General features: G+C 72.6%; 20 protein-coding genes. 10 read left to right on the top strand and 10 right to left on the bottom strand.

Features of this window, described 5'->3' with window-relative positions:
* Positions 1-23: 23 nt before the first annotated feature.
* The 4 genes from AB0K25_RS15450 to AB0K25_RS15435 form a co-directional block, all read right to left on the bottom strand.
* Positions 24-3,473, bottom strand: coding sequence for an AMP-binding protein (locus tag AB0K25_RS15450; protein ID WP_363820670.1), 3,450 nt, complete (start codon positions 3,471-3,473; stop codon positions 24-26).
* Positions 3,470-5,257, bottom strand: coding sequence for a hypothetical protein (locus AB0K25_RS15445; protein ID WP_363820667.1), 1,788 nt, complete (start codon positions 5,255-5,257; stop codon positions 3,470-3,472). Before AB0K25_RS15445 ends, AB0K25_RS15450 begins: the two co-directional genes overlap by 4 nt.
* Positions 5,258-5,582: 325 nt before the next feature.
* Positions 5,583-6,407: a hypothetical protein gene (locus AB0K25_RS15440; protein ID WP_357533350.1), complete on the bottom strand. Its 825-nt coding sequence runs from the start codon at positions 6,405-6,407 to the stop codon at positions 5,583-5,585.
* A 141-nt stretch (positions 6,408-6,548) separates the two neighbouring features.
* On the bottom strand, positions 6,549-7,196 hold the full coding sequence (locus AB0K25_RS15435) for an FKBP-type peptidyl-prolyl cis-trans isomerase (protein ID WP_208565600.1): 648 nt from the start codon (positions 7,194-7,196) through the stop codon (positions 6,549-6,551).
* Positions 7,197-7,385: 189 nt separating this feature from the next.
* Here AB0K25_RS15435 and AB0K25_RS15430 point away from each other — a divergent pair, with 189 nt between their 5' ends.
* Entirely contained in the window at positions 7,386-7,778 is a 393-nt protein-coding gene (locus AB0K25_RS15430; RefSeq protein ID WP_208565601.1) for a PPOX class F420-dependent oxidoreductase, read from the top strand.
* Positions 7,779-7,863: 85 nt separating this feature from the next.
* Here AB0K25_RS15430 and AB0K25_RS15425 read toward each other — a convergent pair whose 3' ends face one another.
* Complete coding sequence (locus tag AB0K25_RS15425; RefSeq protein ID WP_363820664.1) at positions 7,864-8,952, bottom strand: Ku protein; 1,089 nt, start codon at positions 8,950-8,952, stop codon at positions 7,864-7,866.
* An 85-nt stretch (positions 8,953-9,037) separates the two neighbouring features.
* Here AB0K25_RS15425 and ligD (AB0K25_RS15420) point away from each other — a divergent pair, with 85 nt between their 5' ends.
* Entirely contained in the window at positions 9,038-9,976 is a 939-nt protein-coding gene (gene ligD / locus AB0K25_RS15420; RefSeq protein ID WP_363820661.1) for a non-homologous end-joining DNA ligase, read from the top strand.
* Positions 9,969-10,880, top strand: a complete 912-nt coding sequence (ligD, locus tag AB0K25_RS15415; protein WP_357533135.1) for a non-homologous end-joining DNA ligase — start codon at positions 9,969-9,971, stop codon at positions 10,878-10,880. The genes ligD (AB0K25_RS15420) and ligD (AB0K25_RS15415) overlap by 8 nt, the downstream gene beginning before the upstream one ends.
* Before the next feature lie 40 nt (positions 10,881-10,920).
* Here the strand turns inward: ligD (AB0K25_RS15415) and AB0K25_RS15410 are convergent, their stop codons facing one another.
* Entirely contained in the window at positions 10,921-11,202 is a 282-nt protein-coding gene (locus AB0K25_RS15410) for a hypothetical protein (RefSeq protein ID WP_219466092.1), read from the bottom strand.
* Positions 11,203-11,378: 176 nt separating this feature from the next.
* Between AB0K25_RS15410 and AB0K25_RS15405 the strand changes: the two genes are divergently transcribed.
* The 3 genes from AB0K25_RS15405 (at position 11,379) to AB0K25_RS15395 (ending at position 14,821) form a co-directional block, all read left to right on the top strand.
* The gene (locus tag AB0K25_RS15405) at positions 11,379-12,134 is read left to right on the top strand and encodes a TIGR03089 family protein (RefSeq protein ID WP_363820657.1); all 756 of its coding nucleotides are present in this window, start codon (positions 11,379-11,381) and stop codon (positions 12,132-12,134) included.
* 262 nt (positions 12,135-12,396) lie between these two features.
* Entirely contained in the window at positions 12,397-14,139 is a 1,743-nt protein-coding gene (locus AB0K25_RS15400) for an Eco57I restriction-modification methylase domain-containing protein (protein ID WP_357533140.1), read from the top strand.
* Positions 14,105-14,821 (top strand): PaeR7I family type II restriction endonuclease, encoded by a 717-nt coding sequence (locus tag AB0K25_RS15395; protein WP_357533142.1) that lies wholly within the window; start codon positions 14,105-14,107, stop codon positions 14,819-14,821. Before AB0K25_RS15400 ends, AB0K25_RS15395 begins: the two co-directional genes overlap by 35 nt.
* Positions 14,822-14,939: 118 nt before the next feature.
* On the opposite strand, the gene AB0K25_RS15390 is transcribed toward AB0K25_RS15395, so the two are convergent.
* Together AB0K25_RS15390 and AB0K25_RS15385 are read right to left on the bottom strand one after the other, a co-directional pair.
* The gene (locus AB0K25_RS15390) at positions 14,940-15,236 is read right to left on the bottom strand and encodes a hypothetical protein (RefSeq protein ID WP_363820653.1); all 297 of its coding nucleotides are present in this window, start codon (positions 15,234-15,236) and stop codon (positions 14,940-14,942) included.
* Between the two features lie 306 nt (positions 15,237-15,542).
* Positions 15,543-17,222, bottom strand: a complete 1,680-nt coding sequence (locus tag AB0K25_RS15385; RefSeq protein WP_219466101.1) for a DNA repair helicase XPB — start codon at positions 17,220-17,222, stop codon at positions 15,543-15,545.
* Between the two features lie 169 nt (positions 17,223-17,391).
* Here AB0K25_RS15385 and AB0K25_RS15380 point away from each other — a divergent pair, with 169 nt between their 5' ends.
* On the top strand, positions 17,392-18,282 hold the full coding sequence (locus AB0K25_RS15380; protein WP_363820649.1) for a L,D-transpeptidase family protein: 891 nt from the start codon (positions 17,392-17,394) through the stop codon (positions 18,280-18,282).
* Between the two features lie 190 nt (positions 18,283-18,472).
* The gene (locus AB0K25_RS15375) at positions 18,473-18,724 is read left to right on the top strand and encodes a hypothetical protein (protein WP_208565612.1); all 252 of its coding nucleotides are present in this window, start codon (positions 18,473-18,475) and stop codon (positions 18,722-18,724) included.
* Between the two features lie 62 nt (positions 18,725-18,786).
* Here AB0K25_RS15375 and AB0K25_RS15370 read toward each other — a convergent pair whose 3' ends face one another.
* The gene (locus tag AB0K25_RS15370) at positions 18,787-21,249 is read right to left on the bottom strand and encodes a helicase-associated domain-containing protein (protein WP_363820646.1); all 2,463 of its coding nucleotides are present in this window, start codon (positions 21,247-21,249) and stop codon (positions 18,787-18,789) included.
* An 84-nt stretch (positions 21,250-21,333) separates the two neighbouring features.
* On the opposite strand from AB0K25_RS15370, the gene AB0K25_RS15365 reads away from it, so the two are divergent.
* Positions 21,334-21,957 carry an HAD hydrolase-like protein gene (locus AB0K25_RS15365; protein WP_219466109.1) on the top strand — a complete coding sequence of 208 codons (624 nt, stop codon included), beginning with the start codon at positions 21,334-21,336 and terminating at the stop codon, positions 21,955-21,957.
* Positions 21,958-21,986: 29 nt separating this feature from the next.
* Complete coding sequence (locus AB0K25_RS15360) at positions 21,987-22,373, top strand: cold shock domain-containing protein (RefSeq protein ID WP_204925856.1); 387 nt, start codon at positions 21,987-21,989, stop codon at positions 22,371-22,373.
* Here the strand turns inward: AB0K25_RS15360 and AB0K25_RS15355 are convergent.
* Positions 22,334-23,296, bottom strand: coding sequence for a 1,4-dihydroxy-6-naphthoate synthase (locus AB0K25_RS15355; protein WP_363820643.1), 963 nt, complete (start codon positions 23,294-23,296; stop codon positions 22,334-22,336). The two genes, AB0K25_RS15360 and AB0K25_RS15355, sit on opposite strands and share 40 nt — an antisense overlap.
* Between the last annotated feature and the right edge of the window lie 198 nt (positions 23,297-23,494).

Raw genomic sequence — 23,494 nt, 5'->3', positions numbered from 1 at the left:
TCCTTGCGGTGGGGTGGGGCGGTTCAACCGAGGTCCAGCAGCGCGGCGACGTCCCGGACCGGCACCGGTCGCAGCACCGCCTCGCACAGCAACGTCTCGATGCCCCGCAGCGCCCGCAGGCAGGTGGCTGCGGGCACGCGCCGGGTGTCGGCGAGCAGGTGCAGCGCGCAGCCCCCGGCGAGGTGGGGCATGGCGAGGAAGAAGGTCATGTCGTGCCGGGCGACGGCGGTGAGCTGCCACACCGTGGTGTGCGCGGCCAGTTCCTCAAGCGTCGCACGGTCGGGCGTACCCGTCGGCGGGTCGAATTCCCGGCCCATCCGGGAGTCGTTGAAGTACACCGACAGGTCGGCCTGGGCGCCCTCGGCCGCGATCAGGTCGTCCAACGCCTCCGGCGGGTAGGTGGCGTGGAAGTAGGACTCGGTCGAGTCGCGGTAGCAGCGCCGTACCGCGTCCTCGACGTCGCCGTCGCCGACGTCGAAGACCAGCAACGCGTTCTGGGCGATGCCGGTGGCGAGTTGCCGCTGACGGGGGGTGTTCCGGTTGCCCGCGATGAGCTTCACCACGGCCCGGTCCCGGCCGGTCAGCGCCGCCTGGACCAGCAGCGCGGCGGTCAGCACCACCGTGGACGACGACGCGCCGGTCCGCTCGGCCAGGGTGGCGGCGGCAGCGGCCACGGCGGTCGACTCCATCCGCCAGGTGACGACCGGCAGCGCACCCCCGTCGTGTTCCGGCCCGTCGAAGATCCGGTGCGGCACCGCAGGCAACCGGGCCCGCCAGTACGCCAGTGACTGGCGGGCCCGGCGCTGCCCGGCGGGCGAAGCCTCGTAGCCGGCCTGGTCCAACGGCTGCCAGCCCGGTGCGGGCAGGGCGCGTTCCCCGTCGACCAGGGTGCGCAGCTCGGCCAGCAGCAACTCCAGCGACCAGGCGTCCAGCGACACGTGCGACGCGGCCACGGCGACGGCCTCGACCAGCCCGTCGACCCGCAGCAGCGCCCACCGCACCGGCCATTCCCGGTCCAGTTGGAACGCGGTGCCGGCCAGCTCGGCTGCGGCGTCGTCGGCGGCCTGCGGCAGCGCGTCGGCGGTGGTGTCCCGCACCAGCGGCGGGTACGTCCCGTCGGCACGCAGGTGCTGGCGGGGGCCGTCGCCGTCGTCGGTCATCAGGGTCCGCAGCACCTGGTGCCGCAGCACCAGCTCCGACCAGGCCGCAGTCACCCGCTCGGCCGGGGCCGGGGCGGTCAACCGCAGCACCCGCCTGATGTTGAAGTCCTTGCTGGCCTCCCCGAACCACTGCATGGGCCGGTACATCGCCACCTGACCCCAGGTCAGCGGTGCGGAGGCGGTGGGCGCTCCGGCGAACCGCGCCTGGATCGCCGTGTCCGGGGCGACCGGCTGCCCGACCCCGGTCGGCGTCGACCGGTCCGCCGGCTCCACGGCCACGACCGTCGGGGTCCCGACCGTCGGGGTGCCGGGGCCGTCCAACGCGGCGGCCAGGGCGCGCACCGTACGGCGGTCGAACAGGTCGGCGATACCCACCGGCAGGCCCAGCTCCTCGTCGAGCCGGGTGACCACCTCGACGACCTGCATGGAGTCGCCGCCCAACTCGAAGAAGTCGTCGTCGACCCCCAGCCGGTCCACCCGCAGCACCCCGGCGATCACCGCCGCCACCGCCGTCTGCAACTCCCCGGACGGCGCGACGTACGTGGTGCTCAGTGCGGGTCGTACCGTCGCGGTGGTGGGCAGCAGACGGGTGTCGACCTTGCCGTTCGGGGTGAGCGGGTACTGCGTGACGTAGCGGAACCGGCTCGGGACGGACGCCTCCGGCAGCAACCCGGCGGCGTGGGCGCGCAACTGCGCCTCGGTGGGTCGCGGCTCCGCCTCGGACCGCAGGTAGGCGACCAGGTGCAGGTCGTGGCCGTCGGGTTCGGCGATCACCACCGCCTCGGCGACACCGGGGCACCGGCGCAGCGCGTCCTCGACCGCCGGCGGCTCGACCCGCTGGCCACGGATCTTCACCTGCCGGTCGGCGCGGCCGAGCACGTCCAACACCCCGTCGGGACCCAACCGGCCGAGGTCACCGGTGCGCAGCAGCCGGGCACCGCCGCCCGCCGGATGGGGGATCCACCGTTGGGCGGTCAGCACCGGCTGACCGTGGTAGCCACGGCCGATGACGGCCCCGCCGAGGCAGATCTCGCCGGTCCCACCCGGTGGCACGGGCCGACCCTGCTCGTCGAGGATGTGCACCTCGGCATTGGGGATGGGCGCACCGACCGGCAGCCGTCGGCCGACCGTACGGTCCGTGCCGATCCAGTACCAGGTGGCGCCGACGGTCTCGCTCATGCCGTAGTGGTTGCCGAAGCCCGACTTCGGGCTGTTGCTGATCCACCTGTCGAACTCGGGGGTCAGGTACAGCGGCTCACTGCCGATCATGACCTGACGGGCGACGTCGTCCACGCCACCGAGGGCGGTCATCGCCCGTACGTGCGACGGGGTGAGTTTCAGGAACCCGCACGGTGCGACGCCCGTCAACGCGATCAGGTCGTCGAAGGCGACCGGCTCCGGGGCGACCTCCAGCTCCCAGCCCGCGACGAGGGCGGTGAACAGGGTCATCACCGACCCGACGAAGTACAGCGGGGCGTGCAGCACCGCCCGCTCCTGCGGCTGGAACGCGAACTCCTCGGCGCACCAGCGCACATAGTTGACCAGCTGGCGGTGGGTGCCGAGGACACCCTTGGGTGCGCCGCTGGTGCCTGAGGTGTACATGATGAACGCCAGGTTCTCCACCCGGCAGCCACCGTCACCGTCGTCGCCGCCGGGCGCGTCGGGCAACGCCGACACGTCGAGCACGGCCGCCGGGTAGCCGGCGGGCACCAGGCCCCGGTGCCCCGGCCCGGTCAGCAGCACCGGGTCACCCGCGTCGGCCAGGATCCGGGTCCGCCGGTCCGCCGGGTCGTGGACGGACAGCGGCAGGTACGCCGACCCGGCGGCCAGCACCCCGAGGATCGCCACCACCGCGTCCACCGAGCGGGGCAGCAGCACCGCGACCGGCGTCTCCGGACCCGCACCGTGGGCCCGCAGCACCCGGGCGGTGTGCCGGACCCGGGCCAGCAGGTCACCCGCGGTGACCTCGACACCTGCGAAGCGCACCGCGATCCGCCCCGGGTCGGCCGCGAGCGCCTCGTCGACGAGCACGTGCAACGGGACCTGGTCGATCGGACGGCGCGGCCCGGTGGCGACCGACCGCGCGGTGTCCACCGTGGCCGGACCCCGCCGCCCGTCGGGGGAGGAGAACCCATCGGCGGTACGCAGCGACGCGGGCCGCAGGTCGGTCCAGTGCTCGGCGACGTACGAAAGGCACGCCTCGGTCGACGCGGTGAAGACCGTCGTCCAACCGTCGGGCACGGGCCGGTCCGTCGGCCACAGGGAATGCTGGTCCTCGTCGTTGACGACGACGTGGTGCGGGTGGACGCTCACGCGCGCCCGCCGACCGTCTGGGTGCTCGCGACCAGCCGCTCCACCGGCTCGTGCCAGGTGTGCTTCGCGTACCAGTCGGCGTCGAACGAGGCGATCGTCGGGGTCCAACCGTCGTGGGCCTCGGCGTAGCCGGCGATCTCCCGCCAGAACACGTCGACCAGGGCGGAGTACCGGGAGGCGATCCGCAGGTCGTCCAGGGTGAACGGTGGCCCGTCCATGCGTACCAGCCGGATGTCGAACGCGCCCCGGTACTGTCGACCGGCGACGGTGAGCGGCTGCTTCCACATCGCCGCGCCGGGGGCGCGCAGGGTGTAGCGGACGCGGGCGGTGCTGTGACCACCGTGGCGCAGGTCGCCCCACTCGCCGATGTCGGGCACCAGCGGCGGGAAGAAGTAGTGCCGTTGCCGGGGCACCTCGACCCGGTCGAAGTTGCCGGGCACGAAGTGCCAACGGTTGTACATCATCCGCTGGGCGACTTGCCACAGGATGTCGGTGACGGCGTCGCCGGGCAGGTCGGCGGCCATCTGCGGGCTGGGCAGCACGCAGCAGAAGAAGTCCGGCTTCTTCAGGCCCGCCACCTCCTCGCCGTACTGCCCGGCCGGCCCGCTCAGCCGGGACAGGTCCCGGATGCCGCTGGACATGCCGTAGTCGGCGTGGGCGTCGACGACCGCGCCCAGCACGATGCCCTCCAGGATCCGGGTCAGCTCGTGCCGGTCACCACCGCGGTGGGCGGTACGCAGCGCGGCGGTGGTGGCGTCCCGTACCCAGGTGGGGGCGTCCCCGTCGTCGACCTGCTCGGTCAGGAGGCCGCTGAGGGTACGAAGCGTCTGGGGTAGCTCGTCCTGACGGCGCTGGTCCTGCGCCCATGGCAGCAGGTACTCGTCCTTGGCGTAGGTCAGCCCGTTGACCCGCCGGTAGCGCATGTGGTCGCCGCCGTCGACGCGTTCCACCAGGTCACCGGCGAGGACGGCCAGCTCGGTCAGGGTCGCCGTGCTCACCTGCCCGGTGACCGGCTCGCCGAGCGCCCGCAGGTACGTCGCACAGCGGGTGGTGAGCACCCGCCGCAGGCTGACCGCGCTGAGCTGGCGGCCGTTGAACTCCTCGAACCGCACCGCCCGGCCGGTGCGGAACAGCAACTGGATCGCCGACACGAACAGCCGCTCCTCCGGGCTCCAGTCGGCCGGGGCGCGGTCCCGCAGCGCGGGCAGCACGCCGTCGCGGATCAGGGTGCTGGAACCGGAGTCGGAGCGGGAGAACACCCGACGCTGCACGTAGATCAGCACCGTCTCGACGCGTTCGACCCAGTCGATGACCTCTTCGAGCCGTTGCGGCAGGCTGCCGTCGGCGTACCAGGTGTGCAGCAGCTGGTCCAGCTCGTGGCGCTGGTGCTCCTCCTCGGCCTCGGCCGCCAGGCACTCCTCGTCGAGCATCTCGGTCATCCAGTCGGGCAGCGCGATCTCGGCCACGACCTCCTCGGTCGGCAGGTCACCCCGGGCCGGTTCGTGCACGGTCAGCTTGCCGAGCGTCGAGTGGGACAGCACGAACCGGGCGGGCGACACGTCGTCGCCGGGTGGGGTCAGGCGCAGCTGCTGCCGGCCGAGCAGGTGCCGGACGAATGCCTGCTCACGCAGGGTCAGCCCGTCGAAGGCGGACCGGAAGGGAACCTTGCCCGCCATGGTGAGCAGGCGGAGAACCGCCGTCTGGGCGCTTCCACCGAACAGTTCGGCGGGGTCTCGCACGTCGCGCAGTTCCTGGGTCCACTGGTCGGTCTTCGTACGTCGCACGTTCCTACCTTTCGCGACCGGGCAGGCTGCGGCGCACAGGGGCCGGCCCGCACGACGGTCGTCGTTGCGGTGGTCGATGGGGCTGGCGGCGACCGGCAGCCGACCTGGAGAGTGGGGGCCCGTGGCGGTGCCACGGGGACTAGGGGACGGCTCTCCACCTCGACGTGGGAGCGCTCCCGACGTCGCGGTCATCCTGAGGTTAATAGGTGTGTCAATATCGCGCCGGGCGGAGCGGGAGGGGTCGCGACCAGCCCGGACCGGCGTGGTCGACCGCGACCGCCCCGGCAGCCGGGCCGGCGCGGTCAGGGGTGCAGAGCGGGGGCGGTCAGGGGTGCAGAGCGGGCAGCCCGATGGGGCTGTCCGTAGGGATGACCGTGTGACAGGCGCGGGCGACGGGGACGAGCAACTCCCGCAGCCGCCCGGTGCCGTCCGGCCCGAGGACCCGCCAGGGCCGGCCGGCGGCGACGTCCGTGGCGTCCTCCACGGCCTGGAAGCCGGCCCGCCCCTCCTCGGTGGTCTCGCCGTCGCCGGTCAGCCAACCCCGGTCGACCAGCCGGCCCCGGGCCTGCACCCACTGCTCCGGCGTCCAACCCCGGCCGAGCAGGTGCTCCGCCGGCATGCCCCCGGCCACCCGGAAGGCCAACGTCTCGACCGGGTCGAGACCGGCGGCGACCAGGGCGGCCACGTGCCCGTCGCCCCGGTGCTCCCGCAGCGTGGTGGCGGCCTGCCAGAGCCGGGCCAGCGGATAGTCGCCCCGGGGCAGGGCGGCGTTGGCCGCACCGAGCACCCGGCCGGCGGTGTCCGCCCCGACAGCCGCCGCCTCCAGCAGCTCCGCCGCCTCGGCCAGGTGCGCCTCGGGCAGCTCGTAGGTGAGTTCGGCCAGCGCCTGCACGGCACCGGTGAGTCGGGCGCGCAACGCCTCCTCGGGGGAGGCCAGCTGCCACACCGCCGGCAGCGCACGGCTCACCATGGGCGGGGCGAAGGTGAAGAAAGCGGCGATCACCGGGGCGGCGTCGACCGGGCCCAGCGGGGCGGCCCGGCCGGCGAAGTAGCCCCGCCAGTAGCCGCGCAGCCCGATCGCCTCGTGGGCGGCGCGGGCCCGGGGATGGAAGTAGGTGATCGCGTGCAGGGGTTCGACGTGCGTCCACATCACCCGGGCGGTCCGCCCGGGAACGTCAAGCGCCGGCACGCGCACCTCCGGGTCGGTGGGGGTCACCGTGGCACGGGCCGGCCGCCCACGGTGACCCCGAACCTACTGCCGGTAGGTGTCGGACCGGAAGACCCCTGTGGTCTACTGCACCGCCAGCACGTCGACGATGAACCGCAGCGGGCCGGAGGGCGCACCCGGACGCTGCGGCTTGTCGCCGTACGCCAGGTCGGCGGGAATGTCGAGCTGCACCCGGCTGCCCACGGTCTGGCCCTGCATGCCCTGGTCCCAGCCCGGGATGACGTTGCCCTGGCCGAGGCCGAAGGTGAACGGCTCGGACCGCTTCCAGGAGGCGTCGAACTCCTCACCGGTCTTGTACGACACACCCACGTAGTTCACGGTGATCTGCTGGCCGGCCTGCGCGGCCGGGCCGGTGCCCCGGATCAACGGGGTCGCCTTCAGCCCGGTCAGCTCACCCTCGCCCTTGGTGGCCTGCGGCTTCGTGCAGAGCGCCTGGTCGGCACCCTCGGGCAGCTTGGGGAAGTCACCCGCGCAGCCGACGGGAGCGGCAGCCGGCTTCGGGTCCTCCTTCTCGCCGTTGCGCACCACCACGAACACCCCGACGATCACCGCGATGACGGCGACGCCGGCCACGGCACCCAACCACGCCTGCCGGCGCTTGCGCGCCTCGGCGGCCTTCTGCGCCGCCAACTGGGCGGCGAGCCGCCGCTGTGCCTTCGTCTCCGAGCCCTGGCCCTGGCCCGCCGAACGGTTCTCCGTACGCTCGCTCACGTCCTCGACTCCCTGCTGATGTGGGTGGCCGGCCCGGCGACCCGGTGCCGTGGCCAGCGCACACGGTACCCGGGTCGATGCCGTGGGTGGGCCGTCGCCTGCCCGCCGTGTCCCCGAACGGGCCGGGGCCTCCGGTTTCCTCCCTCTCTTGGCGGGTGCCGGACGCCGGGCGGCGGTAGGTTCTCGACCATGGCGATCCTCACCGACGACGACCGGGCTCTGCTCTCCGAGCCGCAACTCGCCCACGTGGCGACCATCGAGGCGGACGGCACGCCGCACGTCACCCCGGTCTGGGTGGACGTCGACGGCGAGCACATCCTGTTCAACACCGCCCTGGGGCGGCAGAAATACCACAACATCGCCCGGAACCCCGTGGTCGCGATCTCGGTGGTCGACCGGGCCGACGACTTCCGCACCCTCTGGGTGAGGGGCACCGCCGAGTTCGTCACCGAGGGCGCCGACGCGCACATCGACCGGCTGGCCAAGAAGTACCTCGGGCAGGACACCTACCCGTTCCGGCGGCCGGGCGAGGAGCGGGTGATCGTCCGGATCACCCCCACCCAGAAGCTCGGCATGGGCTGACCGCCGGGGGTGGGCCCCGGCGGACGGTCCGCCGTCGCGCCGGGGCAACGCCGGACCTGCCCCGACGGCGTCGGAACCCGCCCGGTCAGGCGCTCCTGCGCGGGGCGGCCTTCTTCTCGGCGGCCTGCTTCGCGGGGGCCCTGGTGGTCTTCTTCTCGGCGGTCTTCTTCGCGGGGGCCTTGGCGGTCTTCTTCTCGGCGGTTCTCTTCGCCGGTTCCGCTTTCTGCGCCGGGGCCTTCCGGGCCGGGGTCTTCTTCGCCGGTTCCGCCTTCGCCGCCTGGGCCTTCGCCGCCTTCGCCGTCGGGGTCTTCGCCGGCTGGGCCTTCGACGCCCGCTTGGCCGACCGGGCCGACGAGATCGGCGTCGGCTCGCCCGCCCCGCCGGACGGCGTCTCGCCCCGGGCCACCCGGGCCCGCTCGACGGACGCCTTCAACGCCGCCATCAGGTCCACCGCGGCGGCCGGCGCGGCCTCCTCCTCCGCCGGCTGGACCACCTCACGGCCCTCCACCTTGGCGTCGATGACCTCCTGCAACGCCGCCCGGTAGTCGTCGGTGAAGGCGTCCGGCTGGAACTCCCCGGCCATCGAGTCGATCAGCGAGGCGGCCATCGCCAGCTCCGGCGGGCGGACCTTCAGGTCCTCGTCGAGGAAACCGAAGTCGGGGGTACGCACCTCGTCGGGCCAGAGCATCGTGTTGAGCAGCAGCACCCCGTCGCGGACCCGCAGGGTGGCCAACTGTTCCCGCTGGCGCAGCGCCACCTTGACGATCGCCACCCGCTCCGAGTCGGCCAGCGCGTCCCGCAACAGCACGTACGGCTTGGTGGCGGTCCCCTCGGGCTCCAGGAAGTACGCCTTGTTGTAGAGGATCGGGTCGACCTGCTCGGCGGGGACGAACTCCAGCACGTCGATCGCCCGGGAACTGGTCAACGGCAGGTCGGCGAAGTCGGCGTCGGTCAGGATCACCAGCTCGCCGCCGCCCAGGTCGTACCCCTTGGCGATGCCGTCGTAGCTGACCTCCTCGCCGCAGACCGAGCAGGTGCGCTTGTAGCGGATCCGGCCGCCGTCGTCGCGGTGCACCTGGTGGAACCGGATGTCCTTCTCCTCGGTGGCCGAGTAGAGCTTCACCCCGATCGAGACCAGCCCGAACGACACCGCTCCTTTCCAGATCGCCCGCATCCCCTGCTCCTCTCCCCGATCTGACCAGGATCGCAAACGATCGAAGCCGCCGCACGCGCTTCCGTGCGCAACTACAGTCGGACAGGTGCCCGGCCCGCCGTTGAAGCCGATGCTCGCGACGACCGGGCCGCTCCCGGTGGGTGCCGGCTGGGCGTACGAGTTCAAGTGGGACGGGGTACGCGCGCTCGCCGACCTGGTCGGTGGCCACCCGCACCTGTACGCCCGCTCCGGTGTGGAGATCACCGCCGCGTACCCGGAGCTGGTGACCCTGGCCGAGCAGGTCGACGACGCGCTGCTCGACGGTGAGGTGGTCCTCTTCGACCCGGCCGGGCAGCCCTCGTTCACCGCCCTCGCCGAGCGGATGCACGTGCGGGACCGGGCGAAGGCGGCCCGGCTGGCGGCCACCATCCCGGTCACCTACATGATCTTCGACGTGTTGCGGTTGCGGGGCGAGGACCTCACCGGGTGGCCGTACCACGAACGGCGGGCGGCGCTCGACGGCCTGGGGCTGGGGGCGGCCCGGTGGGCGGTGCCACCCTGCTTCACCGACGGTGCCGCCACCTACCAGGCGGCCGGGGAACACGGCCTGGAGGGGGTGCTGGCCAAGCGGGCCGACTCGGTCTACCGGCCCGGGGTGCGCTCGCCGGACTGGGTGAAGGTCAAACTGGAGGTGACCGGCGACTTCGTGGTCGGCGGCTGGCGGCCCGGCGCGCGGAAGATCGGCGGGCTGCTGGTCGGGGTGCCCGGCCCGGACGGGCGGCTCACCTACCGGGGGCGGGTCGGCGGTGGGATCGGCGCGGCCCTGGAACGGGAACTGCTACGCGAACTCGAACCGCTGCGCACCGACGGGTCGCCGTTCGGCGGGGACGTGCCGCGCGAGGATGCCCGGGGGGCGATCTGGGTAACCCCCCTCATCGTGGTGGAGGTCAAGTACGGCCAGCGCACCCCGGACGGGCGGCTGCGGTTCCCCCGGGTGCTGCGGCTGCGCCCCGACAAGCCGCCCGAGGAGGTGGAGGATGCCTGAGCGGGTGAAGGTCGAGGTCGACGGCCGGGCGTTGGACCTGTCCAACCTGGACAAGGTGCTCTTTCCGCAGGTCGGCTTCACCAAGGGCGAGGTGATCGACTACTACACCCGGATCGCCCCGGTGCTGCTGCCGCACCTGGCCGACCGGGCGTTGACCCGGATCAGGTTTCCCAACGGCGTCACCGGTGGCTCGTTCTTCGAGAAGAACGCCCCCGCCGCCACCCCCACCTGGGTACGCACCGAGACGCTGCCCGTGCCCGGATCGAGCAAGGGTCGGGAGACCATCGACTACGTGGTCGCCGACGACCTGCCCACCCTGGTCTGGCTGGCCAATCTCGCCGCCCTCGAACTGCACACCCCGCAGTGGCGGATCGGCACCCACCCGGACCTGATGGTGGTCGACCTCGACCCCGGCCCGCCGGCCACCCTGCGGCAGTGCTGCCGGGTGGCCGTCCTGCTGCGCGACCGGCTCACCCTCGACGGGGTGACGGCCTACCCGAAGACCTCCGGCAAGAAGGGCATGCAGCTCTGCTGCCCGATCAGCGCCACCCAGGACGCCGAGGTCGTCTCCGACTACGCGAAACGGATCGCCCAGGAGTTGGAGCAGGCACACCCGAAACTGGTCGTGTCGCGGATGGCGAAGAACCTGCGGCCCGGGAAGGTCTTCATCGACTGGAGCCAGAACAACGCGGCGAAGACGACAGTCGCGCCGTACTCGCTGCGGGCGCAGTCGATGCCGGCGGTGTCCACGCCGCTGACCTGGGACGAGGTCGAGGCGGGGGCGGCCGGGAAACGGCCCTCGGCGAAGCCGTACACCGCAGGGGAGGTGCTGCGGCGGGTGGAGAAGTCCGGCGACCTGCTCGCCGCGCTGCTCGACGGCGGCCCCGAACTGCCGGTGGCATGAGCCGCGTCGTGCCACGCGCCACCATGCCCGGTCGAACCGGTCACCGCTCGATGACGGTGCCGTTCGCGTCGATGCCGTGGTCCCGCCAGTAGACGTCCCACTCGTCGTCGACATGCTGCGGGACCTTGCCCTGCGGGTAACGCACGTACGGTGCGGTCGGCTCCTGACCGTCGGGGAAGCAGGCGCTGCCGCCCTGCCCACCCACCGCGATCGCCGGGTACTCGCCGTCGCTGCAGATGCTCTCCCGGTAGCCGCAGCCGCTGGTCAACATCAGCCCGCTCAGGCCGACCCCGGCAAGGGCGACCATGATCCTCGTTCGCATGGGTCGAGTCTTGTCGCGGCGGGTGCCGATGTCATGCGCACGCGTACTCAACTCTCCTCGGTGCGGTGCGGTGCGGTGCGGTGCGGTGCGGTGCGGTGGGTGGGTGGTGGCCGGGCTGGCGCTCGGTGGCTCGTGGGCTCGGTAGGGTGGGACGTTCCGTCCGGACAGGAGGCCCGATGGTTGCCCACCTCGCCGTCACCACGTCGACCGATGTGCCTGAGCAGGTCGATCTGCCGCTGCTGACCTACTGCGACGACGCGACCGGCGAGCGGCCGGAGCTGACCGCGAACCAGCTCGGTGACTGGGCGGCGCGCACCGCCGGACTGCTGCGCGACGGGTGCGGGCTGGGGCCGGGCAGCCGGGTCGCGGTGCTGCTGCCGCCGCACTGGCGTACCGCTGCGGTGTTGCTCGGGGCCTGGTCGGTGGGGATGGCGGTGTCGTTCCGGCCGCGCGCCACCGCCGGGTTGCCGGTCCTCGAACCGGGCGGCGACCGACCGTACGACGCGGTGTTCGTCACCCCGGAACGCCTCGACGACTGGCTGGAGGACGTGCCCGAGGGGGTGCACCGCTATCTCGTCGGCACCGGGCCGGGGTCGCTGGCCGACGTGCCGGTGGGTTGGCTCGACTGGTCCGCCGAGGTGGCCCGGCATACCGACGCCCCGCCCGACTATGCCGCCGTCCACCCCGCCGCCCCGGCCACCCCCGACGGCACCAGCTACGCCGTCTGGGGTCGCCTCGCCAAGGAGGTCGCCGCCCAACTCGACCTGCGCCCCGGCGACCGGCTGCTGGTCGACCCGGCCGAGCACGAACAGCCGGTGAAGTGGCTGCTGGCCCCCTTGGCGGCCGGTGCCTCCGTGGTCATCTGCGCCAACCCCGACCCCACCAGGTCGGCTGCCCGAATCTCCACCGAACACATCACCCGCACCCTCTAGTAACCCCCGCACGCCCCCGCCCCGCGCTGCGCCTCCGCGCGCCCCCGCTGCCCCGCCGCCCGGCCGCCCGGCCGCCCCGTTCGCCCCGGTGATCAAGAGGTTTGCGTCAACTTTGATCTTCAGATTGACGCAAACCTCTTGATCACCGGGGCTGGGTCGGCCGCGGTCGATGGGTGCAGGAGTCCACCCGGCGGTGACCGGTCGCCGCGTGGTCGGTGTGCTGGTCTGATCTGTGGCGGGCCTGCTGCCCTATGCTCGTCGGGTGAAGGCGGTGGCAGGGGAGACGCGGCAGCTCATGCTCGGCGAGATGCTGTCGTCGCTGACCGCCATCCCGGCGGAGTCGGTCGAGCACGGCGAGGTCTTCACCCGCCGTTGGGTGGTCGACCTGATCCTCGACCTGGCTGGCTACACCCCTGACCGCGACCTCGCGCCGCTGACGGCGGTCGAGCCGGCCTGCGGCGGTGGGGCATTCCTGGCCGCGATGGCCGCCCGGGTCAGCGACTCGTGCCGGAAGCACGACCGGCCGCTGCTCGACGCCAGGCGGGCGGTTCACGCTTTCGACCTGTTGACCTCGAACGTGACGGCCAGCAGAAGACTGGTGCGGGAGGTTCTGGTCAACGAGGGTTGGTCGCTTCCCGAGGCGCGCGAGGTGGCGACGGCGTGGGTTCGGCAGGGGGACTACCTGCTCGACCCGGACGTTCCGGACGGCGTGGACTTCGTCGTGGGCAATCCCCCGTACGTCCGACTGGAGGACGTGCCGGCGGACCGCATGCTCGCCTACCGTGCCGCCTGCCCGACCATGACCGGCCGCTCCGATCTCTACGTCGGCTTCTTCGAGCAGGGGTTACGTTCCCTGGCGTCGGGTGGGGTCCTCGCGTTCATCTGTGCCGACCGGTGGATGCGCAACCAGTACGGCCGGCAGCTACGGGAGCTGATCGCCGCCGGTTACAGCGTCGACATCACCGTGAACATGCACGATGTCGACGCGTTCGAGAGGCAGGTGTCGGCCTATCCGGCCGTCACGGTCATCCGCCGGGCCGGCCAGGGTGAGGCTGTGGTGGTGGAGACCCGGCGGGGGTTCGGGGCGCAGGACGCCCCCGGGTTGGCGGAGGCGATGTCTGCCCCGGGGTTACGGCCGGTGCCGGCGGCCGGGGTGAGCACCAGGTACGAGGTTGCCCGGCTGCCGCACTGGTTCACCGGGGGCGAGTCCTGGCCAGCGGGTTCACCGTCCCGGCTGGCGCTGATCGAAGAGCTGAATGATCGTTTTCCGCCATTGGAGGACGCTCACACGGGGACCAGGGTCGGTATCGGCGTGGCCACCGGTGCCGACAGCGTCTTCATCACGACGGACGCCGATGTCGAGCCGCGGCGGTTGCTGCCGTTGTCGATGGTCAGGGACACGACGTCGGGATGTCACTCCTGGTCGGGCCACTATCTGGTCAACCCCTGGGACGCGGATGGTCAGCTCGTGGACCTGGCGGCGCTGCCTCGACTGCGGGCCTACTACCAGCGACACTCGGCGGCCCTCAGGCGTCGGCATGTGGCCGGTCGGCGTCCCGCGCAGTGGTACCGGACCATCGACAAGGTCGACCATTCTCTGGTCGAGCGCCCCAAGTTGCTCTTTCCGGACATGAAGACCACGATTCACCCCGTCCTGGACAAGGGTGGCTTCTATCCGCACCACAATCTTTATTACATCGTCTCCGATTCCTGGGACCTCCGAGTCCTCGGTGGACTTCTGCTCTCGGGTGTCGCGCAGGCCTTTGTGGAGGCCTATGCCGTTAGGATGCGGGGCGGCACCCTTCGTTTCCAGGCCCAGTATCTGCGTCGGATCCGTGTCCCGCGGCCTGAGCTGATCTCGACCGCCGACCGGGCTGCTCTCACCAGCGCCTTCGACCGGCGGGACACTCGTGCGGCGACAAGGGTGGCGCTACGCGTGTACGGGATCGAAGAGTTCGGAGAGATGATCGATGGATCAGCACTCGCTCGAGGAGGCGGTGCGTAGCTCCTGGCTGGTGCGAGAATCGCAGGCCGCCAGGAAGGTGCTGTCGGGTCGGGCCGACACCGGGTTGCGAGGAGCGGTCACCGGCGGCGGTCATCTCGACGCCATCACGGAACTCCTCGCAGATGTCTTCCGTGATGCCGGGTTTCCTCCCGATGCGGTCCGCTGCAAATCCGGTGTGACACTTCCCGGTTACTTCCGGGCCGCCAAGCAGTGGGATCTCGTGGTGATCCACGAGGGTGCGCTCGTCGCCGCGATCGAATTCAAGTCGCACTTCGGCCCCTCGTTCGGCAACAACTCCAACAACCGCAGTGAAGAAGCGATCGGCAGCGCGGTCGACCTGCGGCAGGCGTACGACCATGGCCTGCTCGGGGCGGTGCGACCGTGGCTCGGCTACCTGCTGCTGGTGGAGGAGGAGCCCCGTTCCCTGCGGAGGAGTGTGCCGCGTAGCGGCACGTTCCCCGTCGACCCGGCCTTCGGCGAGACGTCGTACCTCGACCGGTACGTGATCCTCTGCAAGCGCCTCCGGAACGCGGGTCTCTATGACGCGACCTGTCTGCTGGCCTCCTCGCGGGAAGGCGATGCGTTTGTTCGGCAGCCGGATCCGGAAGTGGGATTCGCCGCCTTCGGCGCGGCCATCCTGGCCCGGATCGAGGAGATCGGCATCCCGCCCCGGCGGAACTGAGCCTTCCGGGCACGCCGTGATGAACTCAAGGGAGCCGATGTAGCGCTGCCGAGCAATCCCGGCGATGCTACATCGGCTCCCCTTAGTGGATCATGGTGGCGTATACCGGCGGGTGGGGTCAGCAGGTGGTGTTGCCGGCCGGGACCCAGCCGTCCAGGGACGGGTCCTCGGCGCCGTGGCCGTAGATCCAGGTGTCGTTGTCCTCGGAGGAGCCCTGGCCGTGCCAGCGGAACCCACGTCCGGCGGTCAGGGTGCGCAGCACCTGGCCGTGCGGTGCGGTGCGCAGCCAGGTGTTCTGGGTGAGGTTGCAGACGTAGCCGGGCGCGTCGCTGGCCGAGGCCGGTGCGGCGGCCACGACGGTGCCCGGGACGGCGACGACCGCGATCGTCAGGACGTGCAGAATTCGGCGCTTCACTCGGATCCCCTTCGACGTGCCGGTGTCCACAGTCGACTGTGGACACCGTACCCGCCGGGGGAGACGACCGCCTGTCGGGCGGGACGACCCCGGCTGAGCGAGCCGAGGAAATGCCGGCTGAATCGCTGACGTCATCAGCTCCAAAGGACGCACGAGGGACAACCCACCCCCGCCGCACGCAGGGCGAGAGGACCGACGCAACGGGGCCCGGGCGCGCGAGGGACCAGCGCACCCCGACCCGGCCGCAGCCGCCCTGCGCGTGGGGCACGCCTGCCGCGACCGGCTGCCGGCACCCCACCGCGCAGGTCAGTCGACCGTGGGCAGGGGCGGGCCGAGGACGTCGTCGGCGTCGACGATGGTGTACGCGTACCCCTGCTCGGCGAGGAAGCGCTGGCGGTGGGCGGCGTACTCGGTGTCGATGGTGTCCCGGGAGACCACCGTGTAGAAGTGCGCCTGCCGGCCGTCGGCCTTCGGCCGGAGCACCCGACCCAACCGCTGGGCCTCCTCCTGCCGGGAGCCGAACGTGCCGGACACCTGGATCGCCACCGCCGCCTCCGGCAGGTCGATGGAGAAGTTGCCCACCTTCGAGATGACCAGGGTCCGCAGCTCGCCGGAGCGGAACGCGTCGAACAGCCGCTCCCGCTCCTTGTTGGTGGTGGAACCCTGGATGATCGGCGCGTCCAGGTACTCCCCGAGCTGGTGCAACTGGTCGATGTAGGCCCCGATCACCAACACCTGGTCGTCGGGGTGCCGCTGCACGAGGGCGCGGACCACCGGCAGCTTCGTGCGGGCGGTCGCCGCCATCCGGTAACGCTCCTCGGCCTCCGCCGTCGCGTACGACATCCGCTCCGCGTCGGTCAGGGTGACCCGGACCTCGGTGCACTCGGCCGGGGCGATCCAGCCCTGCGACTCGATGTCCTTCCACGGCGCGTCGTACCGCTTGGGGCCGATCAGGCTGAACACGTCACCCTCCCGGCCGTCCTCGCGGACCAGGGTGGCCGTCAGGCCCAGCCGGCGGCGGGCCTGGAGGTCCGCGGTGAACCGGAAGATCGGCGCGGGCAGCAGGTGCACCTCGTCATAGACGACCAGACCCCAGTCGCGGGCGCCGAACAGGTCCAGGTGGGTGAACGCGCCGCCGCGCCGCGAGGTGAGCACCTGGTACGTGGCGATGGTGACCGGCCGGATCTCCTTGCGCTCGCCGGAGTACTCCCCGATCTCCTCCTCGGTGAGCGACGTGCGGGCGATCAGCTCCCGCTTCCACTGCCGGCCCGCGACCGTGTTGGTGACCAGGATCAGCGTGGTCGCCTTCGCCTCGGCCATCGCCGCCGCGCCGACCATGGTCTTGCCCGCGCCGCAGGGCAGCACCACCACCCCGGAACCACCGGCCCAGAACGCCTCCACCGCCTCCCGCTGGTACGACCGCAGCGTCCACGGCTTGCCGCCGTCCTTGCCGGCCTCGGCCAGCTCGATCTGGTGCGCCTCACCGTCGACGTACCCGGCCAGGTCCTCCGCCGGCCAGCCCAGCTTGAGCAGCGCCTGCTTGAGTCGACCCCGCTCGGACGGGTGCACCCGGATCGTGTCGTCGTCGATCTTGTCACCGAGCATCCCGGCGAGCTTCTTGCTCTTGGCGACCTCGATCAGCACCATCCGGTCCAACCCGCGCAGCACCAGGCCGTACGCCGGGTCGTTGGCGAGCTGGAGCCGGCCGTACCGGTCCATCGTGTCGGCCACGTCCACCAGCAGGGCGTGCGGCACCGGATAGCGGGAGTATTTCAGCAGCGCGTCGACCACCGCCTCGGCGTCGTGGCCGGCGGCGCGGGCGTTCCACAGGCCCAGCGGGGTGAGCCGGTAGGTGTGCACGTGCTCCGGGGAACGTTCCAGCTCGGCGAAGGGCGCGATCGCCATCCGGCAGGACTGCGCGTCCGGGTGGTCGATCTCCAGCAGCAGGGTCTTGTCCGACTGCACGATCAGTGGTCCACCGCTCACGCCAGGTCCCTCTCCTCGGCCGGATTCCCCGATCTGCGGCGGATCCCGCCGCAGGTCGACCATCCAGTGTTGCACGGGGGTGGGAGACTGCCAGAAAATCTTCGCAATGGGTGCAACGTTTCCCGGGGGACACACGTCTACCAGTGGGACGACCGATCCGGGGAGGCACATGATGCAGGTCCGCCACAGAGCCCGGGTCGTCGCCCTGGCCATGGTCATGCTGGTCGGCGCGGGTGGGTGTGCGTCCGTGCCGCAGGCCGACCCGGGTGGCACTGGAGGAGGGCTCGCCCCGGTCGGCAGTGCGGAACAGGTAACGGGGGCGGGCGCCGGCTCCCTGCCCGACCAGCTGACCGGGTCCGACACGAAGCCCCGGCACCGGGAGAAGCCGCAGCCGAAGGTCCGCGCCACCAAGACCCCGAAGGCGTCGACCGGGCGTCGCCCGCGTGTCCCGCAGAAGTCCAACCAGACCCGCTGCCAGCTGGGCGAGCACCAGCGTGAGGTGGAGACGTACCTGGCCCGGCTGGGCGGGTTCGGCACGGTCACCGTGGACGGTCGGCAGACCGACGCCGACTGCGCCGCGATCAAGAAGTTCCAGCAGCGGTACGACATCCGCCCCGCCGAGGGTCGTGCCGGCCCGTTGACGCTCGACGTGGCGAAGCGACTCGCCACCACCGACGTCAAGCGCTGCTCCGCCGGCTCCGGCACCACCTTCTGCGTGGACCTCACCCGGCAGACCACCTGGGTGATGCGCGACGGCAAGGTGGTCGCCAAGCCCACCGTCACCCGCACCGGAATGGCCGGGTACGCCACCCCCGCCGGCACCTACAAGGTGAACCTGCGCAACCTCAAGGAGTGGTCCAACCCGTACGAGGTGTGGCTGCCCTACTGGCAGCGCTTCAACGGCGGGATCGGCTTCCACGAGACCACCACCTACCTGCACAACGCGGGCATCGGTTCGCACGGCTGCGTCAACCTGCTGCACACCGACGCGGTGCGCTGGTGGGAGCTGGGCAAGGTGGGCTCCCGGGTGGTCCTGGTCGGCCGCCGCCCCGGCACCTGACCCGCACCTCCTGCGCCCCTGCCCGGCAACACCGCCGCGCCGGCCCTGACCCGTCTCGCCGCAGCCCGTCTCGCCTCCGGCACCTCGGTAGTTGTCCATAGGGGCCGGATCGGGGGTATTTCCCCCTGTCCGTCCTGGCAACCGGGTGCCACCCTGGAAGTCAGGGGCCGGACGGGGTGGGAGGGCTGGGATGACCGTCGATCACGAGATGATCGCCGAGGACGCGTCGAACGGCGACCGGGTGACACCGACCGACGAGGTCTCCACGGCCACCATGGTCGGGTACGCCGTCGCCGGGATCGCCGTCGTCGGCTGGTTCCTCTTCGGCTGGTTGGTGCAACGGCAGGGCTTCATCGACTCGGTCGGTGAGGCCGCCGGCACCGGCTTCGCCCTGCTGCTCATCGTCTCCGTCGTCGGCACCGTACGCCGCAGCCGCCGCTGAGCGTCGGCAGTGACCGTCGCGCCGCACGTCGGCCACGGGTGACGAGGGTGCCGGGGTGCCGGTCAGTCCTCCCGCACCGCCGCGGTGATCCGGTGCAGGGCGAAGGTGTGCAGCATCTCGGTCCGCTCGTCCTCGGCACGCAGGTAACCCGCGCCGATCGACACCGGCCGCAGCAGCCGGGACAGCGTCGCCCCGTGCGCGTCGACGTAACCGACCCAGACCAGCGCCTTGTCCCGGACCGCCTGCTGGAGCACCGCCAGGGCCTCGGCGTGACCGTGCGCGGGTAGCGGACCGGCCGCAGCCCGGCCCGCGCCACCCCGGACCACCGCCGGGGCCCGCCGGGCCGCCCGCGCCGCCGCCTCACCCCGCCGGATCTGCTCCACCACACCGAGCAGCCGGGGCAGCGCCAACCGGGGCGTGGCCAGCGGGTCCACCGCCCGGCCGGTCGGCACCCGGGCCGGGGCCCGCCGGACCCGGGGACGGGCCAGCACCATCGTGCCGCTGGCGTCCTCCGGCACCGGGGCGTACCCGGCGTCACGCAGTGCGGTCAGCATCCGCCCCACCTGGTAGGACGTGCACAGCACCGTCGGGGCCAGCCGGCGGAACGCCAACGGCGTCAACCGCCGGTCGGCCAGCACCTCCGCCAGCAGCGCCTCGTCGTCACTGCGCACGTACCCACCGGCGGAGCCGACCCGCAACCCGCCGTGCTGCCGGGCCACGTCGTCCACCAGGTAGGTCAACCCCTGCGGGATCGGGGTACGCGACCGGCGGCGGAACAGTTCGTGCAGGTCGTCGGCGGTGTAACCGGCGTCAAGGGCCCGCCGGACACTGGCCGTGGTGACCCGGTGCACGCTGGCCCCACCCGCCGACTCCGGCTCGGTCACCGCCTCCAGCTCACCGGCCAACGTCGGGTCCGGTGGGCCGGGCACCACCACGCTCAGGTCGGCCTGCACCAGGAAATGGTCGACCGGGGCGGGGAGCAGGGCGTCCAACGCCCGCACCGTGCCCGAGGGGTCACCGCTCTCGGTGTCGGTGCGCAACCCCAGCGGGTCGTCCCCGCCCCGCTCGTCGGGCTCCGTGACGCTCGCGAGCAGCAGCCGCCCGTACGAGGTGAGCGCACCGAGGCCGGTCACCCCGAGCCGGGCCGCCTCGGTCAGCACCTCCCGGTGTGCGGCCTCCCGCCCCCTGCTGCGCCGGGGTGCCCGCCAGTCGAGCAGCGCCAGCACCTCATCGACGGTGGGGGCGGTACCCGGTTCCAGGTCGGCCAGCACCCCGAGCACCGCCCGGCGGGCGGCCGGCGCACCGGCCCGTTCCGCCTCGGCGGAGAGCACACTGATCGGCCGGTCCCGGTCGTCGCGCTGCCCCACCAGGCCGGCCTGCCGGCTCATCGTCAACCAACCCCGGGCCAACTGCTCCCAGCGGTGGGCCAGCGACATCGCCCGCCACACCTCGTACGCCCCGGTGGGCAGCACCTGCTGCTCTCCGCCGTAGCGGCTGGCGGCGGCGGGCAGGTCCAGCTCACCGAGGAGACCGGCCGCGTACGCAACCTCGACCAGGAGCGCGGTCGTCGACTCGTCCAGGGCCACCGCACGGGCCAGCCGGCGCAGGTCGCGGACCCCGACCCCGCCGGAGCGCAGCACCGGGGCCGGCTCGCCGGTCAGCTCCTCCAGCAGCGCCTCGGTGTGCCGTACCACCTCCATGGTCTGCCCGACCCCGGCGGAGTCGGCGGCCTTCGGTTCGCGGGGTGGTGCGTCGACCGGGGGTGGGCTGGTCCGCAGCGGCCCGAGCGGGCCGGTGTCGCGGCGCAGCAGCAACCCCACCTCGCGGGGCAGCTCGACCGTCCCGGCGGAGACCGCCACCAGCAGCCGCGCCTCGACCAGCCAACGCACCGGCGACCCGGTCGGGGCACCGCCGTTGGTGGGGTCGGGCGGCAGGTCGGCCTCCGCGCCGAGCGCCGGGGCCTGGAGTGAGCCCGGCGGCACGCTGCCGACGGGCGGGCCGGCGGCGAGCCGGTCCAGGATCGCCCGCGCCGACGGGGGCGCGGCGAGCAGCGTCCGGCGCAGCTTCGCGGCGTCCGCACACAGCGCCGCCGCCCGCGGGTCCAGCTCGTCGGCCGGTCGCCCCAGCCCCGCCGGGTACGGGGCGAGCTCGTCCACGCTGCCGGCGACCCGCAGCGCCTGCTCCGGGCCGTACAGCAGGAACCGGGCGCGGAGCCGGTCGAGCGCACTGCGGACGGTGGTCGGGGCGGGTGGGTGCGGCCCGGCGGTGGCCATGGCGAGCACCGCCTCGGTGGAGCTGGTGCCGTCCGAGGGGTGCCGGGTGAGCCGGGCGGCGTCGAGGATCTGGAGGGTGAACTGGTCCAGCCCGTCGAGCGCGCGGGCGACCGACACCCGCGACTCGGCCCGCAGGGCGAGCGCGGAGACGTCGGCCGGCACCGGTACGACGAGGTCGGGGCGCAGCTGGAGCAGCGCGGCGAGCGCCTCGTCGGGCAGCGCGCGCAACTGGTCGGCGAGTGAGGTGGTCATCGTCGTTCCACGCTAGCCCGCAGGCGGGCGATTGCGCCCCCCGGACGTCCGGCTCGGGCTGACCTGTCCGGGTACCTTCGCAGAATGTCCGCGCTGATGGTCGGTTTCGACCTCGACATGACCCTGATCGACTCCCGCCCCGGCATCGCCGCCGCCTACCGGGCGCTCACCGCCCGCACCGGTGTGCCGGTCGACGCCGAACTGGCGGTCTCCCGGCTCGGTCCGCCGCTGCGCACCGAACTCGCCCACTGGTTCCCGACCGAGCGGATCGAGGAGGCGGTGGTCCTCTACCGGGAGCTGTACCCGGCGTACGCGATCGCCCCGTCGGTGCCGATGCCCGGCGCCCGGGAGGCGGTCGACGCGGTGCACGCACACGGCGGCCGGGTGATGGTCGTCACCTCCAAGATCGGCCGGTTGGCCCGGCTGCACCTGGACCACCTCGGGCTGGCGGTCGACGAGTTGGCCGGGGACCTGTTCGCCGAGCAGAAGGCGACGTCGTTGCGGGAGCACGGTGCCGCGCTCTACGTCGGTGACCATGTGGCGGACATGGTGGCGGCCGGGGCGGCCGGTATCCCGGGGGTGGCGGTGGCGACCGGCCCGTGCCCGGCGGACGACCTGCGGGCCGCCGGAGCGCAGCTGGTCCTCGACGACCTCACCGGATTCCCGGCGGCGCTCGACCGGATCATCGGGCTAGCCTTGGAGCAGTAGTCGTATCGAGTGAAGCAGGGGTTTCCAAGGTGCCGACGGGTCGAGTGAAGTGGTATGACGCGGCCAAGGGATACGGGTTCGTCACCAGCGACGAGGGTGGCGACGTGTTCCTGCCGAAGGGCGCGCTGCCGGCGGGTGTCACCGACCTCAAGGGCGGTCAACGGGTCGACTTCAGCGTGGTGGACAGCCGGCGTGGCGCCCAGGCGATGGGGGTCAAGCTGCTGGACGCCCCGCCGTCCATGGCGGAGCTGCGCCGCCGGCCGGCCGAGGAGTTGCACGGTCTGGTCGAGGACATGATCAAGGTGCTGGAGGCGAAGGTGCAGCCGGACCTGCGCCGGGGCCGCTTCCCCGACCGCAAGACCGCGCAGAAGATCGCTCAGCTGGTCCACGCGGTGGCCAGCGAGTTGGAGGTCTGAGGCACCAGCCCGGCGTCGGCAGCCCGGCCCAGCAGCGCCTCCACGGCGGCGAACCCCGCGTCCCCCAGGTCGGCGGTGAACTCGTTGACGTAGAGGCCGATGTGCCGGTCCACCACGTCGGGCTCCATCTCCTGCGCGTGCGCGAGCACGTACCCCCGGCTGGCCGACGGGTCGGCCCACGCCTGGCGTACCGACTCCCGGATCCAGTCGGCGGCGGCCACCGGGTCGACCGTGCCCTTGCGGGCCAGGATCGCCCCGAGCGGGATGGGTAGGCCGGTGTCGGCCTCCCACCACTCACCCAGGTCCACCAGCGCGGTCAACCCGTGCCGGTGGTAGGTGAACCGGGCCTCGTGGATCACCAGGCCGGCGTCGTAGCGGCCGGCTGCCACGCCCGGCATGATCTCGTGGAACGGCACGATCTCGATCCGGGCCGGTGGCTGTCCCGCCGACCAGAGCCGGAACAGCAGGTACGCGGTGGTCCGGTCACCCGGCACCGCCACCGTGGCCCCGCTCAGGTCGACCCGGTCCGCCCGCCCCGCCCCGCCGGCTGCGCTGGCCGGCCGGGTTGCCGTGCTGGCGGGCCCGGTTGCCGTGCTGGCATCGGTGGTGGCCCCGCCTGCGGTGGTGGTGCCGTCGGTGGTGGCGTCCTGAGCTTCGGTGCCACGGGTGAGTACGAGGGGGCCGCAGCCCCGGCCGAGCGCACCGCCGCAGGGCAGCAGGTGGTAGTCGTCGAGCAGCCAGGGCAGCGCCGCGTAGCTGACCTTCACCAGGTCGAAGGCCCCCCGTTCGGCGGCGGTGTTGGTGACGTCGACGTCGGCGAAGGTCACCTCGACCGGCGGCGCACCCGGCACCCGGCCGTGCACCAGCGCGTCGAAGACGAAGGTGTCGTTGGGGCAGGGGGAGATCGCCAGGGAGAGCGCCACGCCCCCACGGTAGCGCCGCTGCGGCATCCGCCCCGCCATCCCCCGATGTGACGCCCACCCCGCCCGCCCCCGGCGGCCCGTTCTGGCCGGTGGGCCCGTTCTGGTCGGAGGGGCGTTCTGGCCGTGCGCGGGCCCGTTCTGGCCGGCGGGCCGTTCTGGCCGTGCGGCGGGCCCGTTCTGGCCGTGCGGCGGGCCCGT

The organism is Micromonospora sp. NPDC049257 (genome assembly GCF_040678915.1).
GTDB classification, from domain to species: Bacteria; Actinomycetota; Actinomycetes; order Mycobacteriales; family Micromonosporaceae; genus Micromonospora; species Micromonospora antibiotica.
This window is presented reverse-complemented; position numbering and strand designations above follow the sequence as displayed.